Here is a 15,585-nt window from a genome sequence, read left to right as displayed (position 1 = left end):
CAGCATACGTCACGCGACACTTGCTCCGGGTGAGCGGCGGACGCGTCACTGGGCCTTCCATGCGAGCCGTTGCTCGCGCTGCAACAGCCCGTAGTACAGCAACGGGATCACCACCAGCGTCAGCACCGTGGAGACCAGGATGCCGAAGATCAGCGAGATCGCCAAGCCGTTGAAGATGGGATCGTCGAGGATGAAGAACGCACCGGCCATCGCCGCCAGTGCGGTCAGCGCGATCGGCTGTGCACGCACCGCGCAGGCGTCGACGACCGCCGACTCCAGCGACTGCCCGCGCTCGACCAGATGATTGATGAAGTCCACCAGCAGGATCGAGTTGCGCACGATGATGCCCGCCAGCGCGATCATGCCGATCATGCTGGTGGCGGTGAACTGCGCGCCCAGCAGGGCGTGGCCCGGCATCACGCCGATCACGGTCAACGGGATGGGCGCCATGATCACCAGCGGCACCACGTAGTTGCGGAAGTAGGCCACCACCAGCAGGTAGATCAGCACCATGCCGGCCGCATAGGCGATGCCCATGTCGCGGAAGGTCTCGTAGGTGATCTGCCATTCGCCGTCCCACTTGATACCGAAGCCGGTGGTCTCGGGCGGCTGGCGGATGTAGGACTGCCCCACCTGCTGTCCGTCGATGACGTTGTCCGACACCTGCCCGACCAGATCGAACATGCCGTACAACGGGCTGTCGACCGTGCCGCTCTCGTCGCCCATCACGTAGACCACCGGCAACAGGTCTTTGTGATGGATGGCACCGTCCCACCAGGTGGAACGTGTCTGCACCAGCTCCGACAGCGGCACCAGCTGGCCGCTGCCGCCCCTCACCCGCAGCGCGAGCAGGCCGTCGAGCGACGCCTGGTCTGCCACTGGCAGGCGCAAGCGGATCGGGCGGGGATACTTCGAGCCGCCATCGATCACGTGGGTCGCGTCCAGCCCCGACAGGCCCGTGGTGATCGTCTCGGTGATCGCCGACTGCGGTACTCCCAGGCGCGCCGCACGCACGCGGTGGATCTCCAGGATGTCGCGGCGCGCATCGGCCTCCACGCTGGTGTCCACGTCGACGATGCCGTCGGTAGCCAGGAAACGCTGCTCGAGCGCCCGCGCGACCTGCCGCTGGCGGGCATAGTCGGGCCCGTACACCTCGGCCACGATCGGCGACAGCACGGGCGGCCCGGGCGGCACTTCCACCACCTTGACCGACGCACCATGGCGACGGCCGATCGCGTCCACCTGCGGGCGCAGGGCGACGGCGATCTCGTGGCTCTTGCGCTCGCGGTCGTGGCGGTCGACCAGGTTCACCTGCAGGTCGCCCACGTTCGCACCCTCGCGCAGGTAGTACTGCCGCACCAGTCCGTTGAAGTTGATCGGTGCGGCCGTGCCGGCGTAACCCTGGTAATGCAGGACTTCCGGCGTGCGGTCCAGCACGCCGGCGAGTTCGGTCAGCAGGGCGTTGGTGTCCTCGAGCGTGCGGCCTTCGGGCAGGTCGACCACGATCTGCAGTTCCGACTTGTTGTCGAACGGCAGCATCTTCAGCACCACCAGCTTGAACACCGTCAGGCTGGCCGCCAGCGCCACCAGCGCGGCCATGGCGACGAACAGCAGGCGCCGGCGCCGCGCACCTGCGCCAGCATCGAGGAACGGCGACATCACACGCTCGAACAGGCGATGCAGGCGCGCGGCCATGGTGCCTTCCGCATGCCCGTGGGCAGCGCCCTCACCTGCAGGCGCGACCGCATGCCGCTTGAGCAGCTTGAGCGACAGCCACGGCGTCACCACCAGCGCGATCATCAGCGACAGCAGCATGCCGACCGAGGCATTGATCGGGATGGGCCGCATGTAGGGCCCCATCAGACCGGTCACGAAGGCCATGGGCATCAACGCCGCGATCACCGTGAAGGTGGCCAGGATGGTCGGACCGCCCACTTCGTCCACTGCGGGCGGAATGGCCTCGGCCAGCGACATGCCGCCCTGTGCCATGTGCCGGTGGATGTTCTCGACCACCACGATGGCATCGTCCACCAAGATGCCGATGGAGAAGATCAACGCGAACAGCGAGACGCGGTTGAGGGTGAAGCCCATGGCCCACGACGCGAACAGCGTGACCGCCAGCGTGAGCACCACCGCACTGCCGATGACGATGGCCTCGCGACGGCCCAGCGCGAACAGCACCAGCAGCACCACCGATCCGGTGGCGAAGACCAGCTTCTTGATCAGCGTCTGCGCCTTGTCGCTGGCCGTCAGGCCATAGTCGCGCGTGGTCTCCACCTGGATGCCATCCGGGATTACGGTGCCGCGCATGGCCTCCACCCGCGCCAGGGCGGCGGAGGTGATGTCGGCCGCATTGCTGCCCGGCTTCTTGGCAATGGCCAGTGTTACCGCCGGGGCCACGCCGCTGGCGGGTCCTGCGCGCTTCGCGGGCGCACCGTGCCAGACGTAACTCGATGGCGCATCGGCCGCATCGCGGACCGTCGCCACGTCTTCCAGCCGCACGGGTTGGCCACCCGCCACGCCCAGCACCAGGCCGGCTACATCCGCGCGGTCGGCCAGAAATTGCCCCGAAGTCACCTGAACCACCCCGTCCGCACCGACGCGCTCACCCGCCTGGCGCGCGAGGTTGGCGGCCTGCAGGGCCGCGGACAGATCACTCACCGCCAAGCCATGGCTAGCCAGTCGCGCGGCATCGAGCTGCACCATGACGGCACGCTCAGGCGCACCCAGGGTGAACACGTCGCGCGTGCCGGGGATGCGCTTGAGCTCGGTTTCCAGCGTGTGGGCCACCTCGGCCAGGTCGCGTGCGCCGCGCTGCGGATCGTCCGTCCACAGAGTCAGCGCCATCACCGGCACATCGTCGATGCCCTTGGGCTTCATGATGGGCTGGCCCACGCCGAGGTTCACCGGCATCCAGTCCTGGTTCGAGAACACCTTGTCGTACAGGCGCACCAGTGCGGGCTGGCGCTTCACGCCCACGTCGAACTCCACCGTCAGCACCGCCATGCCGGGCCGGCTGATCGAATAGGTGTGCTTGATCTCCTCGATCTCGGACAGTTTCTGTTCCAGCGGATAGGTCACCATCTGCTCGACCTGGCGCGCATCCGCGCCCGGGAACGGCACGATGACGTTGGCCATGGTGACGTCGATCTGCGGCTCTTCCTCGCGCGGCGTGATCATCACCGCCACCAGCCCCAACAGCAGGCCGAGCAGCGCGAGGATCGGCGTCAGGGGGTTGGTCTGGAACGTGCGCGCCAGGCGACCGGAGATGCCCAGTCGCGGCGGGTTCGGGAGCGATGCCATGTCAGTCGTCCTTGCGCGCCGCCACCAGCGCCTGCTGCGCGGCGACCGGATCGGTGGCGATCCTCTCGCCGGGCTTCAACCCCGAGATCACGTCCACCTGGTCGCCGGCCGCATCACCCAGCCTGACCTGACGCAACGACAGCCGCCCGTCGCTGAGCACGTACACCGCCGTCACCTCGCCGCGGCGCACCAGCGCGCTGGTGGGAACGCGCGTGAATGACGCGCCCTTCACGGCCGGGAACGCCACTTTCGCGGTCAGCCCGGGTTGCGGCGGCACATCGAGCGCCGGCAGCTGCACGCGGATCCGCACGGCGTGGGTGGACGCATCCGCGGCCGGAAAGACGGTGACGTCGGCGGCATCGATCCGGCGCCCATCGTCGAAGGTGACCACGGCGGTGGGGTTGGCCCGGACCGCCTCCGCTTCCGACTGCGGCACCGCTACTTCGATGCGCAGGGCGCCCGGTGCGAACACGGTCATCAGGGTCTGGCCGATGCCGACGCTCTCGCCGGGTTCGACATCGCGGGTGGCGACGATGCCCGCGTAGGGCGCGCGCACCGTGGTGTAGTCGCTCTGCTGGCCGGCGTTCGCCAGTTGGGCGCGGGCGGCGTCGCGCGCAGCGGCCGCCGAATCGCGCGCCATCCGGGCCTGGTCGAGCTGGGCCCGGGAGACGAACTGGTCCTTCGCCAGGTTGGCGAAGCGCCGGTAGTTGGCTTCCGCCTCGGTCGCGGATGCTTCGGCCGCGCGCACCTGGGCGCGGGCGGCGTCGACACCGGACTGCTGTTCGACCGCACTGAGCCGCACCAGCACGTCGCCTGCCGCCACGCGGTCGTTGACGTCGCGCGTCACGGCGACCACGCGCCCGTTCGTCTGCGCCGACAGCGTGGCCTGTTGCACCGCCTCCACCACGCCTTCCCAGGCCCGGCCGCCTGCCGCATCGGCGGCCTGCACCTGGAATGTCTGCAGTCCCTCGATGGGCGCGGCAGCCGCGGCGGGTTCTTCATGCCCGCACGCGGCGAGGGCGGCCACCAGCAACAGCGGCAACAATGGGCGCGACGACATCACGATACGGCTCACGGCAGCCCTCGCGCTCACTTGAAGGCGCAGCCGGCGCGTACGCCCAGCTTGCGGAAGATGATGGCGGCGGGACAGAAGCCAGTCACGCTGGCCTGCAGCAGGTTCACGCCGATGAAGACGGTGAACCACAGCCACAGCGGCGAAACGAAGTGGGCCAACGCCAGGCTGGCGAGGGTCATCACGCCGGCGAAGCCGAGGACGGCACGGTCGAGGTTCATGAGGTGTTCTCCGTAAATCGCGATGGGGTAATCAGCGGGTGCGCATGATGCCGAGCAGCTTGAGCACGTATTTCTCGTAGATCGGTTCGGTGTTGCCGGATTTCATCTTCATCAGGAAGTACTTCTCGAATGCGATCTTGGCCACGTGCACCCACTTGCCGACCTTGGCCCAGGTGACGTTGCGGGGCGGGATCTGCGGCAGTGCCACGAAGGCCGCACCGGTGTCGCCCATGTCCGCCAGGCAGATCGCGTTCCAAGTCGCCTCGGCCGTGGCCGGCCTCCCCGCCAGCTCGGCCTGGATGTTGTGCGCCACGGCGGTGACCATGGACTCGATCATGAAACCGGTCTTGGGTGCGCCCGTCGGCACCGGCGTGGCCTCCACCGGCGGGATCGCCACGCACACGCCGAGCGAGAAAATGTTGGGATAGGCCGGATTGCGCTGGTGCTTGTCGATCAGGATGAAGCCGCGCGGATTGCACAGCCCTTCTCCCTGGCGCACGGCCGGCACGCCGGTGAACGCCGGTAGCACCATCGAATATCGAAACGGCACGGTGTGCATCTGCTTCAACTGGCCGGCGTCGTCCATTTCGGACACGTCCACCTCACCGTCGCGCACCGCAGTGATCTTCGCGTTGGTGATCCACCGGATGTGGCGCTGGCGAAACTCCGTTTCCATCATGCCCTTGGAATCGCCGACACCCCCCAGCCCCATGTGTCCGACGTACGGTTCCGGGCTGATGTACGTAATCGGCACCCTGTCGCGCAGCCTGCGCTTGCGCAGGTCGCTGTCCAGGATCATCGCAAACTCGTACGCCGGCCCGAAGCAGCTGGCCATCGGCGCGGCACCCACGACCACCGGCCCCGGGTTCTCGAGGAACGCCTGGTAGGCCTGCCACGCGGTGGCCGCGTGCGTCGTGGTGCAGATCGAGTGGGTGAAGCCGCCTTCCGGCCCCAGGCCCGGCACCTCATCGAACGCCAGTCGCGGACCCGTCGCGATCACCAGATAGTCGTAGTCGAGGAGACGTCCGTCGCGCAGCCGCACGCGGTGGTGGTCGGGCTCGATGCGCTCGGCGCCGACACCCTCGAAGGCGATCCTCTTCTTCGCCAGATAGCGGGCGACCGGCATTTCGACATCGGACGGCTTGCGCCAGCCAACAGCGACCCAGGGGTTGGAGGGCGTGAACGAGAAGCGGTCGCCCTCCCCGATCACGGTGATCTCCGGCCCCTGGCCCAAGGTGCCGCGCAGCTCATAGGCGGCGCTCATGCCACCGATGCCTGCACCCAATACGACGATGCGTGCCATGTCTTCCCCTCCAGGTTCGATGGCCGCCGCCGGCAGGAGTGCCGTCGGCTTGCAATACAAATTAGCATCTACTAATATTAGCGTCAACTAATGTGTTGGAGGCATCCATGGCACGCACCGTCCAGGATCTGGTGGCCGAGGCACGCGGCCGTATCGAAGAGATCGCGCCCGACCAGCTGGCGGCGCAGGACGACTGCGTCCTGATCGATGTGCGCGAACCCGGTGAATACGCGCAGGGCCACCTGCCGGGCGCGATCAACCTGCCGCGCGGCGTGCTGGAATTCCAGATCCACGCGCACCCGGCGATGGCCTGCACCAACAGCGAAGCGCTGGCCGTCGCCGACCGTGAGTTGGTGCTGTACTGCCTCACCGGCGGACGCCCGGCGCTGGCGGCCGACAGCCTGCGGGCGCTCGGCTTCACCCGTGTGCGATCGCTTGCGGGCGGGCTCACCGCATGGCGCAATGCCGGCCATTCCCTCACCCCGGAACCCGCATGACCCGCAGCCTCTCCACGTCCACGTTCGACATCGCCGCCATGCAGGCGCATGCAGGCGATGCGGCGCAACTGCTCAAGGCTCTCGCCAACGAGAAGCGGCTGCAGATCCTGTGTCTGCTGACCGCAGGCGAGCGCTCGGTGGGCGACATCAACGCCCTGCTCGACCTGAGCCAGTCCGCGCTGTCGCAGCACCTGGCCGTGTTGCGCGAAGAAGGCCTGGTGCAGACGCGCCGCGAGGCCCAGAACGTGTTCTACGCACTGATGCCGGGGCCGGCGGCGCAGGTCATGCATACGCTGCACGGCATCTACTGCGCACCGGCCGCGGCGCCAGCGCCGCGGAGGCGCGCGGGTAGATCGTGATGCTGAGCATCCTCAAGTCCCTGTTCGGCCGCCGCGGGGCGCAGGCTTCTCCGCAGGAAGCGGTCGCGTGCCTCAACCGGGGGCCGCCCTGGTCGACGTGCGCGAACAGGGCGAGTTCGCACGCGGTCGTGTGCAGGGCGCCTTCAACATCCCGTTGGGGGAACTGCGCGCCGGCGGCACCGCGCTGCTGGATGTCCGCCTCCCCGCCGGTACGCGCGAGGTCGTGCTGGGCTGCCAGAGCGGCATGCGCTCACGCGTGGCCCAGGCCATCCTGTCCGGCGACACCGCGCGTACCTATCTCAACCTGGCCGGTGGCATGGCGGCGTGGCAGAGCCACGGCCTGCTCATCGTGCGACACGACTGATCCGACACCACGAGGTATTCCCATGTCCAGTGCAGACCGCTATCAAGAACTGACCACCCGCATCAACCGGCACCTCGGCCCCTTCCGCACGGCCGCGCCCGAGGTGATGCAGGGATTCGGCGCCATGGCGCGCGGTGCGATGGCCGCCGGAGCGCTCGACGAGAAGACCAAGGAACTCATCGCGATGGCGATCGGCGTGGCGACGCGCTGCGACGGCTGCCTCGGCTTCCATGCCAAGGCGCTGGTGCGCCTCGGTGCCACGCCGGAGGAGTTCCAGGACATGCTGGGCGTCGCCGTCTACATGGGCGGGGGCCCATCGCTGATGTATGCGGCGCATGCGCTGGAAGCCTTCGAGGAGTTCTCCGCGAAAGCGTCCTGAGAGCGCTTGGCCGGGTGCGTGCGGGCTGCCATGATGGTCCGCCGCAACCCGCCAGGAGCGCTGCCATGACACAACCCCGGGTGCATGCGCAGTTCGATGAAGCCACTCACACGGTCAGCTACGTGGTCTGGGACCCGGCCACGCACCATGCCGCGATCATCGATCCGGTGCTGGACTACGACCATCGCTCCGGACGCGCCTCGCACCGCGCGGCGGACACGTTGATCGGCTTCATCGCCGACCACGGTCTGGCGGTTCAGTGGATCCTGGAAACGCACGCGCACGCAGATCATCTCAGCGCCGCGCCCTACCTGAAGGAGAAGACCGGCGCCCCGGTCGGCATCGGCGAACACATCACCGAGGTGCAGCGCACCTTTGCGCCGGTGTTCGGACTGGACGATGTCAGCGGCGACGGTCGCGAGTTCGACCGCCTGTTCCGCGATGGCGAGACGTTCCCGCTCGGTGGGCTGCAGGTCGAGGTGATCCACACGCCCGGCCACACGCCGGCCTGCGTGTCCTACCGCATCGGCGATGCGGTGTTCGTCGGCGACACGCTGTTCATGCCCGACTACGGCACCGCGCGTGCGGATTTCCCGGGCGGCGATGCGCGCACGCTGTACCGTTCGATCCGGAAACTGCTGGCGCTGCCGGCCGACACGCACCTCTACCTGTGCCACGACTACAAGGCGCCGGGGCGCGACCACTACGCGTGGCAAACCACGGTCGCCGACGAAAAGTCGGACAATATCCATGTCGGCGGTGGCGTGGATGAGGATAGTTTCGTGGCGATGCGCGAGGCGCGCGATGCCACGCTGTCGGCACCGACGCTGTTGCTGCCGTCGCTGCAGGTCAACATTCGCGCCGGGCGTCTGCCCGATCCCGAGGCCAATGGCCGCCGCTACCTGAAGATCCCGCTCAAGATCTGAACCGGTTCAGCCGCCTGGCGTGGACAAAGCCCGATGGGCCGCGACTCCGCTCCCGCAGTCGGTGCCCAGCAGGCGCGACTGCTTCAGCCACGCAGGATCGGGGTAGTAAGCGAACAGGAAGGACCCGCCGCGGATGCTGTCGATCAGCGGCTGCGCCACGGTCGTGCGCACCGCAGGGCAGCCCAGGCTGCGACCGAGGCGTCCCTGCGCGCGCACCAGTGCATCACTGACGTACGGCGCACCGTGGATGACGATGGCACGTTCGCGCGCCTTGTCGTTGAAGCCGGGCTCCAGCCCCTGCAGGCGCAGCGAGTAACCGTTCGCGCCGCGATAGGACTCTTGGGTGACGAACGCGCCGAGGCTCGACATATAGCTGCCGGAGGCATTGGAGAAGCGCGTCGCCAGGTTCTCGCCGGTATTTCGCCCATGCGCGACCCGCTCCTCGAACAACAGGCGCGCGCCTTCGAGATCGAAGACCCAGAGCCGCGGCTTCGTCGACGGCAGCGAATAGTCGATAACGCTGAGCCGGCGCATCGGCACGGGCTCGCCACGCTTGATCGAACACGTCATCGCATGCGCGGCCATCGACAGCACCTCGCGGTCGAGCGCGGGCGCGGCACGATGCAGTCGCTCGACCAGGTGCTCCGGCGATGCGAAAGCAGTAGAACCGGCTCGCACCGCGCCGGCCTGCGAGAACGCCGTAACGACGATGCACAGCGAAAGCAGCGAGGGGAATCGGTTCATGCGGAAATCCGGGTAGCGATGGATCGCGCCAGCATTCCGATTCCGTCCGCAAGGCTCAGCGCAGGGGAGGTGTGGGGCCGGCCGCGTCCGATTCCAAGACCGGGACGGATGGCTGGTCACCGGGGGTTGCGCGCACGCCCGGCAAGTCGGACAACAACACGGTGGTGCCGGGCTTCAGAACGCCGTACAGGCGGCGGGCGAAGTCCTGCGGAATCCAGAAAGAATCGCCCAGCGCGCGCAGTGGCGGCATCGGCGCGCCCTCCTCGCCCAGCACCCGATGCGCGACCCAGCGATGTTCCTTCTGGCTTGGGTCGAGCAGGCTGGGAACGTCCTCCATCTCCGTGGTCATCACCAGCAGCACGGTGCCGTTGAGCGCGAAGTCGCGCACCATCTGCAACGGCGCCGCGCCGATCAGTACACCATTGCGCAGCACCGAGACGCGCTGGTCGTACAGGCTGACCAGGATGCTGACCGGACCCTCGGGCGATGCCGTCTCGTTCCAGTAGACCTCGTACGGCGAGAGGTCCGGATGCGCCGACTTCCCTCCGGCGGTGACCGGCGCCAGCACGGCGGGATGCACCAGGCTCGCCGGCGATGCCTTGGCGTTCGCCACCACCACCGAATCGCCGAAGCGGGTGATGCCGAACAGCTTTTCGGCGAACGCCTGCGGCAGGCGCACACAACCATGCGAAGCCGGATAGCCCGGCAGGTGGCCGCCGTGCAGCGCAATACCGTCCCACGTCAGCCGCTGCATGTACGGCATCGGCGCGTTGTTGTAGAGGTTGGAACGATGGTCCTTGTTCTTCTGCAGGATGGTGAACACCCCGGTCGGTGTGTCCTTTCCCGCCTTGCCCGAACTGATCGTCGACACGCCGATGGCGATGCCGTTGCGGTACACGTAGGCACGCTGTTCGTCGAGACTGACCACCAGCACCACGGGACCCTCGGGCGCGATCTGCGGATACCACAGGAACTCGCCGGGCTTGAGCGCCCGGACGTCGGCCTGCGGCACCGCGGATTGCGCGTGCGAGATGGACGGCGTGGTCGCGGCGAGCAGTGCGGCGAGCAGGAGGGTGGACGACAGGGTGCGTTTCATGGGCGGGAGCTTATCGCAGGTGGGTCGTGCATCCAGCGCGGGGACGCCATCCTGTAGGAGCGACGTCAGTCGCGACCGTGCACCAGCGGCCGCTCGGAGGCCCTCCCCACCTCATCCATAACGCGCATGAGGACGCGGGCCACTGCATCAAGCCGTGCGGTCGCGACTGACGTCGCTCCTACAGGGGTGTCCGCGGTCTGACTACACCAGCAGGCACTCGCGCAACGCGTCGTACTCGGCTGGGATCGGGTCGGCGTGAGCGGGACGGGCCAGCAGGTCGGCCAGTGCCGGCGGTACGTCGACCGAACGCCCGATCAGCGGTTCCACCACGCTCTCGAACTTGGCGGGGTGCGCGGTGGCGGCGACCGCCCAGTCGCCGCCTTCGCCCTGCGCACGCAGGTCTTCCAGCACCTTCACCGCCGTCGCGGTGTGCGGACAATGCACTTCGCCATGGTCGCGGTAGCGCCGCGCGATGACCTCGCGGATGGTCGCGTCGTCGACGCTGGCCGCAGTGAACGCGTGACGTAGCGCTGCGTCGTCGCCGGCATACAGCCAGCGCAGCCGCTCGAAGTTGCTGGGCGCCCCCACGTCCATCGCATTGGCCAGCGTCGACACGCTGGCGGCCGGCGTGTAGTCATTGCCGGCGAAGAAGTCCGGCAGTACCCGGTTGGCATTCGTCGCCAGCACGATCCTGCCCAGCGGCACGCCCATAGCGCGCGCCAGGATCGCCGCCATCGCATTGCCCAGGTTGCCGGTGGGAACGACGAGGTTCAGCGCCTGTCCCGTCGTCGCACGATGGGCCAGCGCGGCGTGCGCGTAATAGCTCATCTGCGGCAGCAGCCGGCCCAGGCTGATGCTGTTGGCCGAACTGAGCGGCGCCTGCGCCTGCAGGTCCGCGTCGTTGAGTGCGCGCTTCACCAGCGCCTGGCAGTCGTCGAAGGACCCGGCCACGCGCAGCGCGGTGATGTTGTCGCCGAAACAGCCCAACTGGTGCGCCTGCCGCGGCGACACGCGACCGTCCGGATACAGCACCACCACGCGCAGGCCGGGCTGGCGATGGAACGCCGCCGCCACCGCGGCGCCCGTATCGCCCGAGGTCGCCACCAGGATGGTCAGCGGCTTGGCCTCATCGCGACGCAGGCGCGCCATGCAGGCGGCCAGGAAACGCGCGCCGAAATCCTTGAATGCCGCGGTCGGGCCGTGGAAGAGCTCGAGCACATGATCGCCCGGGGAGCCGAGCGCCTCGAGCGGCGCGGGGAAATCGAAGGCTTCGCGGCAGATCGCCGCCAGTTCGCCTTCCAGCCCGTCACCGGCGAAGAACGGCGCCAGCAACGCGGTCGCGGTCTCGGCGATATCGCGTCCAGGCGCCAGTGCGCGCGAGACAGGCGGCGCTTCGGGAACATACAGGCCACCATCGGGCGCCAGCCCGGCGGCGATGGCCTGGCTGAGCGTGGCGGCGGGTGAAGCGTTGCGGGTCGAGATGAAGGTCATGATCGGTCGCTGGAATGGCGCCGCGTGCGAGACGCGACGACCGGAGTGAAGAAATCAGTTGGCGGACAGCAGTTCGGCGCCGGTCGCATTGATCGGGGACACCCAAGCCTGGCTGTCGAAGCCCGCGGCCGCGAACGCTGCCTGGATGGCCGGCGCGGCCGCTTCGGCTTCAACACGCGATTCGAACCACGCGAACACGCTGGGACCGGCACCGGAAATGCTGGCCCCCATGGCACCGACCTCCAGCGCCGCCTGTTTGGCCGCATCGAAGCCGACGATCAGCGGCGCACGGCGCGGCTCGACGAGGACGTCACGCAGGCCATCGCGTACGAGCGTGGCATCGCCGGCATGGCAGCCGGCGAGCATCAACGCAAGGTTGGCGCTCTGTGCCACGAAGTCCTTCAGTTCGTACGCGCCCTGCAACGCGGCGCGTGCGCGGCGCGTCTCCAGGATCGCGTCCGGATGCACCAGCACGCTGTGCCAGTGCTCGGGCACAGGGATGCGCACCAGCCGGTCGGCGGTCGACAGTACCAGCCCGCCCAGCAGCATCGGGCCAAGGTTGTCGCCATGCTTGCCGCCGCTGGCGACGGCCTCGCCGACCAGCGCGTGCGGATACAGCGCCTCGTGCGACAGCGGCGCATCGAGCAGCGCATTGGCAGCGACCAGCGCCGCCACGCACGAGGCGGCGGAACCGCCCATGCCGGAGCCGAGCGGAATGCCCTTCTCGATCTCGACCTCGAAGCCGAACGGCAGCGCCAGCGCTTCGCGCAAGGAGATCAGCGCCGCGCCCGCGGTATTGCCCGGCGCATCCAGCGGCAGGTCGACGGTCGCCCCGCGGATCGCGGCGATCCGCACCTCGGGTACCTCGATGCGGCGCACGGTGACGGTGTCGCCGACGCCTTCGATCACATGGCCCAGGATGTCGAACCCCACGCCGACGTTGCCCACCGATGCCGGCGAGAACGCACTTGCCTGCTGCCTCATGCCCACTCCACGTCCTTCTTCATCGGATGCCTCACAGCTTCGCACCCTGCCCTGCCGCCACGCGCAATACATCGGCGAACACACCGGCGGCGGTGACTTCCGGACCCGCACCTGGGCCCTGCACGATCAGCGGATTGTCGCAGTAACGGCGGGTGGTGAACTGCACGATGTTGTCGGTCAGGCGCAGGTTGCCGAACGCATGCGCGGCCGGCAGGTCCACCAGGCCCACCCTGGCGCGGCCCTCTGCATCGAGTCGGGCGACGTAGCGCAACACGTTGCCGGCGGCACGGGCCCTTGCCAGCCGTTCGCCGAAGGTGGCATCCACCTCGCCGAGCCGCGCCATGAAGTCGTCGACGCTGGCCTGCCGCAGCGCCTCCGGCACCAGGCTCTCGACCTGCACGTCCTCCAGCGCGAGTTCGCGGCCGGCCTCACGCGCCAGGATCACCAGCTTGCGCGCCACGTCGGTGCCCGACAGGTCGTCGCGTGGATCCGGTTCGGTATAGCCCAGGCCACGCGCTTCGGTGACCAGCTGCGAGAACGGCACGCTGCCGTCGAACTTGTTGAACAGCCACGCCAGCGTGCCGGAGAAGATGCCTTCCACCGACACCACCGTATCGCCGGTATCCAGCAGGTCGCGCAGCGTGGAGATCACCGGCAGGCCGGCGCCGACCGTCGCTTCATAGCGGAAGCGCGCGCCGCTGGCGGCCGCGGCGTCGCGGATCGCGTGGTAGCGCGCCAGCGGACCGGCGCCGGCCTGCTTGTTCGGCGTGATCACGTGGATGCCGGCCGCCAGCCACTCGGCGTAGCGGTCCGCCACTTCCGGGCTGGCGCTGCAGTCCACGATCACCGCATGTGGCATGTGCGCCGACAGCAGGTGCTGGGTGAAGCGGTCCAGGTCGGCCCCCTGCGGACTGGCGTCGAACCGCGCGCGCCAGTCGGCGCCGATGCAGCGCTCGTCCAGCAGCATGCGTTTGCTGGAGGCGATGGCGCGCAGGCGCAGGTCGAGGTTGGCCTTGCCCAGCAACTGCGGCTGCGCGGCGCGCAACTGTTCGATCAGCGTCGCACCGACGTTGCCCGGACCGATCACGCCGACCGCGAATGTCTGCGGCGACAGCCAGAAGCCGGCATGCGCGGCACGCAGCGCCTTGGTGGCGTCGGTGCCGTCGATGGCGACCGAGATATTGCGTTCGGACGAGCCTTGCGCGATGGCCAGGATGTTCACCTGGGCATGCGCCAACGCACCGAACAGGCGCGCGGACACGCCCGGGGTTCCCGCCATGCCATCGCCGACGGCGGCCAGCACGCTGACGCCGTCACGGCGCTGCACGCGCTGGATCTGCTTGGTATCCAGTTCGTGCGCGAACGCCTCCAGCAACGCCGCCTGTCCCTTCGCCGCTTCGCTGGCCCTGACCACGCAGCAGATCGAATGCTCCGACGATCCCTGCGAGATCATCACCACCGACACGTGCGCATTACGCAGGGCGGCGAATACGCGCTCGGCGGTGCCCGGCACGCCGATCAGGCCGGTGCCCTCCAGGTTCAACAGCGCCAAGTCGGCACTCAACGTCAGGCCCTTGACCGGACCGACCGCATCGCGTTCGGCGGTGATGCGCGTGCCGGGATGCTCCGGATGGAAGGTGTTGCGGATGATGATCGGCAGTCCGCGCTCCATCGCCGGCGACATGGTCTGCGGGTGCACGACCTTGGCGCCGAAGTAGGCCAGTTCGCAGGCTTCGTCGTAGCTCAGTGCCTCCAGTTGCACGGCCTCCGGCACCAGGCGCGGGTCGGCCGACAGCACCCCGTCCACGTCGGTCCAGATATGCAGTTCCGCCGCGTCGTAGAGCGCGGCGAAGATCGCCCCCGAGTAGTCGCTGCCGTTGCGTCCGAGAGTGGTGAAGCGGCCCTCGCGGTCGCGTGCCACGAAGCCCGTCGCGACGACCCGGCGCTGCGGGTGCGAGGCCTGCCATGCCGCCAGCCGCTGCGCGCTGGTGTCCCAGTCGACGACGACGCCAAGCTCGCCATGGTCGACGCGCAGCACCTCGCGTGCGTCCAGCACCGCACAATCCTCGCCCTGCAGGGTCAGGTACTCGCCCAGCAAGCGCGCCGAACACACCTCGCCCAGTCCTTGCACGCGCTGCAGGACCAGCTCCGGCAGGCCTCCAATGACGATCAGCGCGTTGAGGATCTCGTGCAGTCGCTGGAAGCGTTCGTCCACCCATTCGATGACCGGCCCGGCGGACTCGCCCAGCAGCGCCACCGCTGCGCCGCGATGGCGCGCACGCAGCGCATGCCAGCTGTCCTGCCATTCGGGACGGTTGGCGGCCGCGAGTTCGCACAGCTCGATCAGGGCATCGGTGACGCCCTTCATCGCGGAGACGACCGTGACCTGCAGGTCTTCGTCGCGCGCGAGCAGCAGCTGCGCCACATGGCGGTAGCGGTCGGCATCGGCAACGGAGGTGCCGCCGAACTTGTGGACGACGGTGCGCGGTTTGGGCTGTTCGACTTCGGTGCTGCGGGACGACATGGGTCAGGAACCTCGGGTAGGAGGCCCGGCACGCATCAGGAAGTGGGGTGGCCCTGCATCCTGATCCGGGTGCGGGGCCGTGGTCTGCGGATTACGCGAACACAACCAACCGCACCCGACGAGTCAGGGTGGTAATGGTGGTGGTAATGGACGTGCGTCCGGCACCCGCACGCACCATCGCTGGCGACGGGGCCGGCGTGGAGGACATGGCGTGCGAGGCATGGGAGCGCATGGAGGAAGAAAAGCACGCCACCCCGGGGGGCTGTCAAGCGCTGCGACGCAACAAAGCCAAGGATTTCAGATGGATGCAACTGAAACCAAT

The 15,585-nt window shown here is 68.4% G+C and carries 14 protein-coding genes; 5 read left to right on the top strand and 9 right to left on the bottom strand.

The genetic code is table 11. From position 1 onward, the window contains the following. Positions 1-45: 45 nt before the first annotated feature. From AC04MD_RS02770 to AC04MD_RS02755, 4 genes are read right to left on the bottom strand one after another with little or no spacing between them, the layout of a single operon-like run. A complete protein-coding gene (locus AC04MD_RS02770; RefSeq protein ID WP_475495793.1) occupies positions 46-3,303 on the bottom strand; it encodes an efflux RND transporter permease subunit in 3,258 nt (1,085 codons plus the stop codon). A 1-nt stretch (position 3,304) separates the two neighbouring features. Then, positions 3,305-4,378 carry an efflux RND transporter periplasmic adaptor subunit gene (locus AC04MD_RS02765; protein WP_475495792.1) on the bottom strand — a complete coding sequence of 358 codons (1,074 nt, stop codon included), beginning with the start codon at positions 4,376-4,378 and terminating at the stop codon, positions 3,305-3,307. A gap of 14 nt (positions 4,379-4,392) precedes the next feature. Next, positions 4,393-4,596, bottom strand: a complete 204-nt coding sequence (locus AC04MD_RS02760) for a YgaP family membrane protein (protein WP_475495791.1) — start codon at positions 4,594-4,596, stop codon at positions 4,393-4,395. 31 nt (positions 4,597-4,627) lie between these two features. After that, positions 4,628-5,899: an NAD(P)/FAD-dependent oxidoreductase gene (locus AC04MD_RS02755; protein WP_475495790.1), complete on the bottom strand. Its 1,272-nt coding sequence runs from the start codon at positions 5,897-5,899 to the stop codon at positions 4,628-4,630. A gap of 107 nt (positions 5,900-6,006) precedes the next feature. Between AC04MD_RS02755 and AC04MD_RS02750 the strand changes: the two genes are divergently transcribed. From AC04MD_RS02750 to AC04MD_RS02730, 5 genes are all read left to right on the top strand, one after another. Next, a complete protein-coding gene (locus AC04MD_RS02750) occupies positions 6,007-6,396 on the top strand; it encodes a rhodanese-like domain-containing protein (RefSeq protein ID WP_475495789.1) in 390 nt (129 codons plus the stop codon). Then, on the top strand, positions 6,393-6,755 hold the full coding sequence (locus AC04MD_RS02745) for an ArsR/SmtB family transcription factor (RefSeq protein WP_475495788.1): 363 nt from the start codon (positions 6,393-6,395) through the stop codon (positions 6,753-6,755). The genes AC04MD_RS02750 and AC04MD_RS02745 overlap by 4 nt, the downstream gene beginning before the upstream one ends. A 67-nt stretch (positions 6,756-6,822) precedes the next feature. After that, complete coding sequence (locus tag AC04MD_RS02740; RefSeq protein WP_475495787.1) at positions 6,823-7,119, top strand: rhodanese-like domain-containing protein; 297 nt, start codon at positions 6,823-6,825, stop codon at positions 7,117-7,119. Positions 7,120-7,141: 22 nt separating this feature from the next. Then, positions 7,142-7,498 carry a carboxymuconolactone decarboxylase family protein gene (locus AC04MD_RS02735; protein ID WP_475495786.1) on the top strand — a complete coding sequence of 119 codons (357 nt, stop codon included), beginning with the start codon at positions 7,142-7,144 and terminating at the stop codon, positions 7,496-7,498. A 65-nt stretch (positions 7,499-7,563) separates the two neighbouring features. Continuing rightward, positions 7,564-8,424: an MBL fold metallo-hydrolase gene (locus AC04MD_RS02730; RefSeq protein ID WP_475495785.1), complete on the top strand. Its 861-nt coding sequence runs from the start codon at positions 7,564-7,566 to the stop codon at positions 8,422-8,424. Between the two features lie 6 nt (positions 8,425-8,430). Here the strand turns inward: AC04MD_RS02730 and AC04MD_RS02725 are convergent, their stop codons facing one another. The 5 genes from AC04MD_RS02725 to thrA form a co-directional block, all read right to left on the bottom strand. After that, complete coding sequence (locus AC04MD_RS02725; RefSeq protein WP_475495784.1) at positions 8,431-9,168, bottom strand: murein L,D-transpeptidase catalytic domain family protein; 738 nt, start codon at positions 9,166-9,168, stop codon at positions 8,431-8,433. Positions 9,169-9,223: 55 nt separating this feature from the next. Next, the gene (locus tag AC04MD_RS02720; RefSeq protein ID WP_475495783.1) at positions 9,224-10,264 is read right to left on the bottom strand and encodes a L,D-transpeptidase; all 1,041 of its coding nucleotides are present in this window, start codon (positions 10,262-10,264) and stop codon (positions 9,224-9,226) included. 201 nt (positions 10,265-10,465) lie between these two features. Then, positions 10,466-11,755, bottom strand: a complete 1,290-nt coding sequence (gene thrC / locus AC04MD_RS02715; RefSeq protein WP_475495782.1) for a threonine synthase — start codon at positions 11,753-11,755, stop codon at positions 10,466-10,468. A gap of 54 nt (positions 11,756-11,809) precedes the next feature. Further along, the gene (locus tag AC04MD_RS02710; RefSeq protein ID WP_475495781.1) at positions 11,810-12,739 is read right to left on the bottom strand and encodes a homoserine kinase; all 930 of its coding nucleotides are present in this window, start codon (positions 12,737-12,739) and stop codon (positions 11,810-11,812) included. Between the two features lie 31 nt (positions 12,740-12,770). After that, positions 12,771-15,263 carry a bifunctional aspartate kinase/homoserine dehydrogenase I gene (gene thrA / locus AC04MD_RS02705; RefSeq protein WP_475495780.1) on the bottom strand — a complete coding sequence of 831 codons (2,493 nt, stop codon included), beginning with the start codon at positions 15,261-15,263 and terminating at the stop codon, positions 12,771-12,773. Positions 15,264-15,585 lie beyond the last annotated feature (322 nt).

Source organism: Pseudoxanthomonas sp. LjRoot206, assembly GCF_056175725.1.
This window is presented reverse-complemented; position numbering and strand designations above follow the sequence as displayed.

What these genes read in the sequence shown, in the direction of transcription:
- AC04MD_RS02760 (WP_475495791.1), bottom strand. Translation starts at nt 4,596, where the DNA reads ATGAACCTCGACCGTGCCGTCCTCGGCTTCGCCGGCGTGATGACCCTC.
- AC04MD_RS02745 (WP_475495788.1), top strand. Translation starts at nt 6,393, where the DNA reads ATGACCCGCAGCCTCTCCACGTCCACGTTCGACATCGCCGCCATGCAG.
- AC04MD_RS02770 (WP_475495793.1), bottom strand. Translation starts at nt 3,303, where the DNA reads ATGGCATCGCTCCCGAACCCGCCGCGACTGGGCATCTCCGGTCGCCTG.
- AC04MD_RS02735 (WP_475495786.1), top strand. Translation starts at nt 7,142, where the DNA reads ATGTCCAGTGCAGACCGCTATCAAGAACTGACCACCCGCATCAACCGG.
- AC04MD_RS02730 (WP_475495785.1), top strand. Translation starts at nt 7,564, where the DNA reads ATGACACAACCCCGGGTGCATGCGCAGTTCGATGAAGCCACTCACACG.
- AC04MD_RS02720 (WP_475495783.1), bottom strand. Translation starts at nt 10,264, where the DNA reads ATGAAACGCACCCTGTCGTCCACCCTCCTGCTCGCCGCACTGCTCGCC.
- thrA (WP_475495780.1), bottom strand. Translation starts at nt 15,263, where the DNA reads ATGTCGTCCCGCAGCACCGAAGTCGAACAGCCCAAACCGCGCACCGTC.
- AC04MD_RS02710 (WP_475495781.1), bottom strand. Translation starts at nt 12,739, where the DNA reads ATGAGGCAGCAGGCAAGTGCGTTCTCGCCGGCATCGGTGGGCAACGTC.
- AC04MD_RS02725 (WP_475495784.1), bottom strand. Translation starts at nt 9,168, where the DNA reads ATGAACCGATTCCCCTCGCTGCTTTCGCTGTGCATCGTCGTTACGGCG.
- AC04MD_RS02755 (WP_475495790.1), bottom strand. Translation starts at nt 5,899, where the DNA reads ATGGCACGCATCGTCGTATTGGGTGCAGGCATCGGTGGCATGAGCGCC.
- AC04MD_RS02750 (WP_475495789.1), top strand. Translation starts at nt 6,007, where the DNA reads ATGGCACGCACCGTCCAGGATCTGGTGGCCGAGGCACGCGGCCGTATC.
- thrC (WP_475495782.1), bottom strand. Translation starts at nt 11,755, where the DNA reads ATGACCTTCATCTCGACCCGCAACGCTTCACCCGCCGCCACGCTCAGC.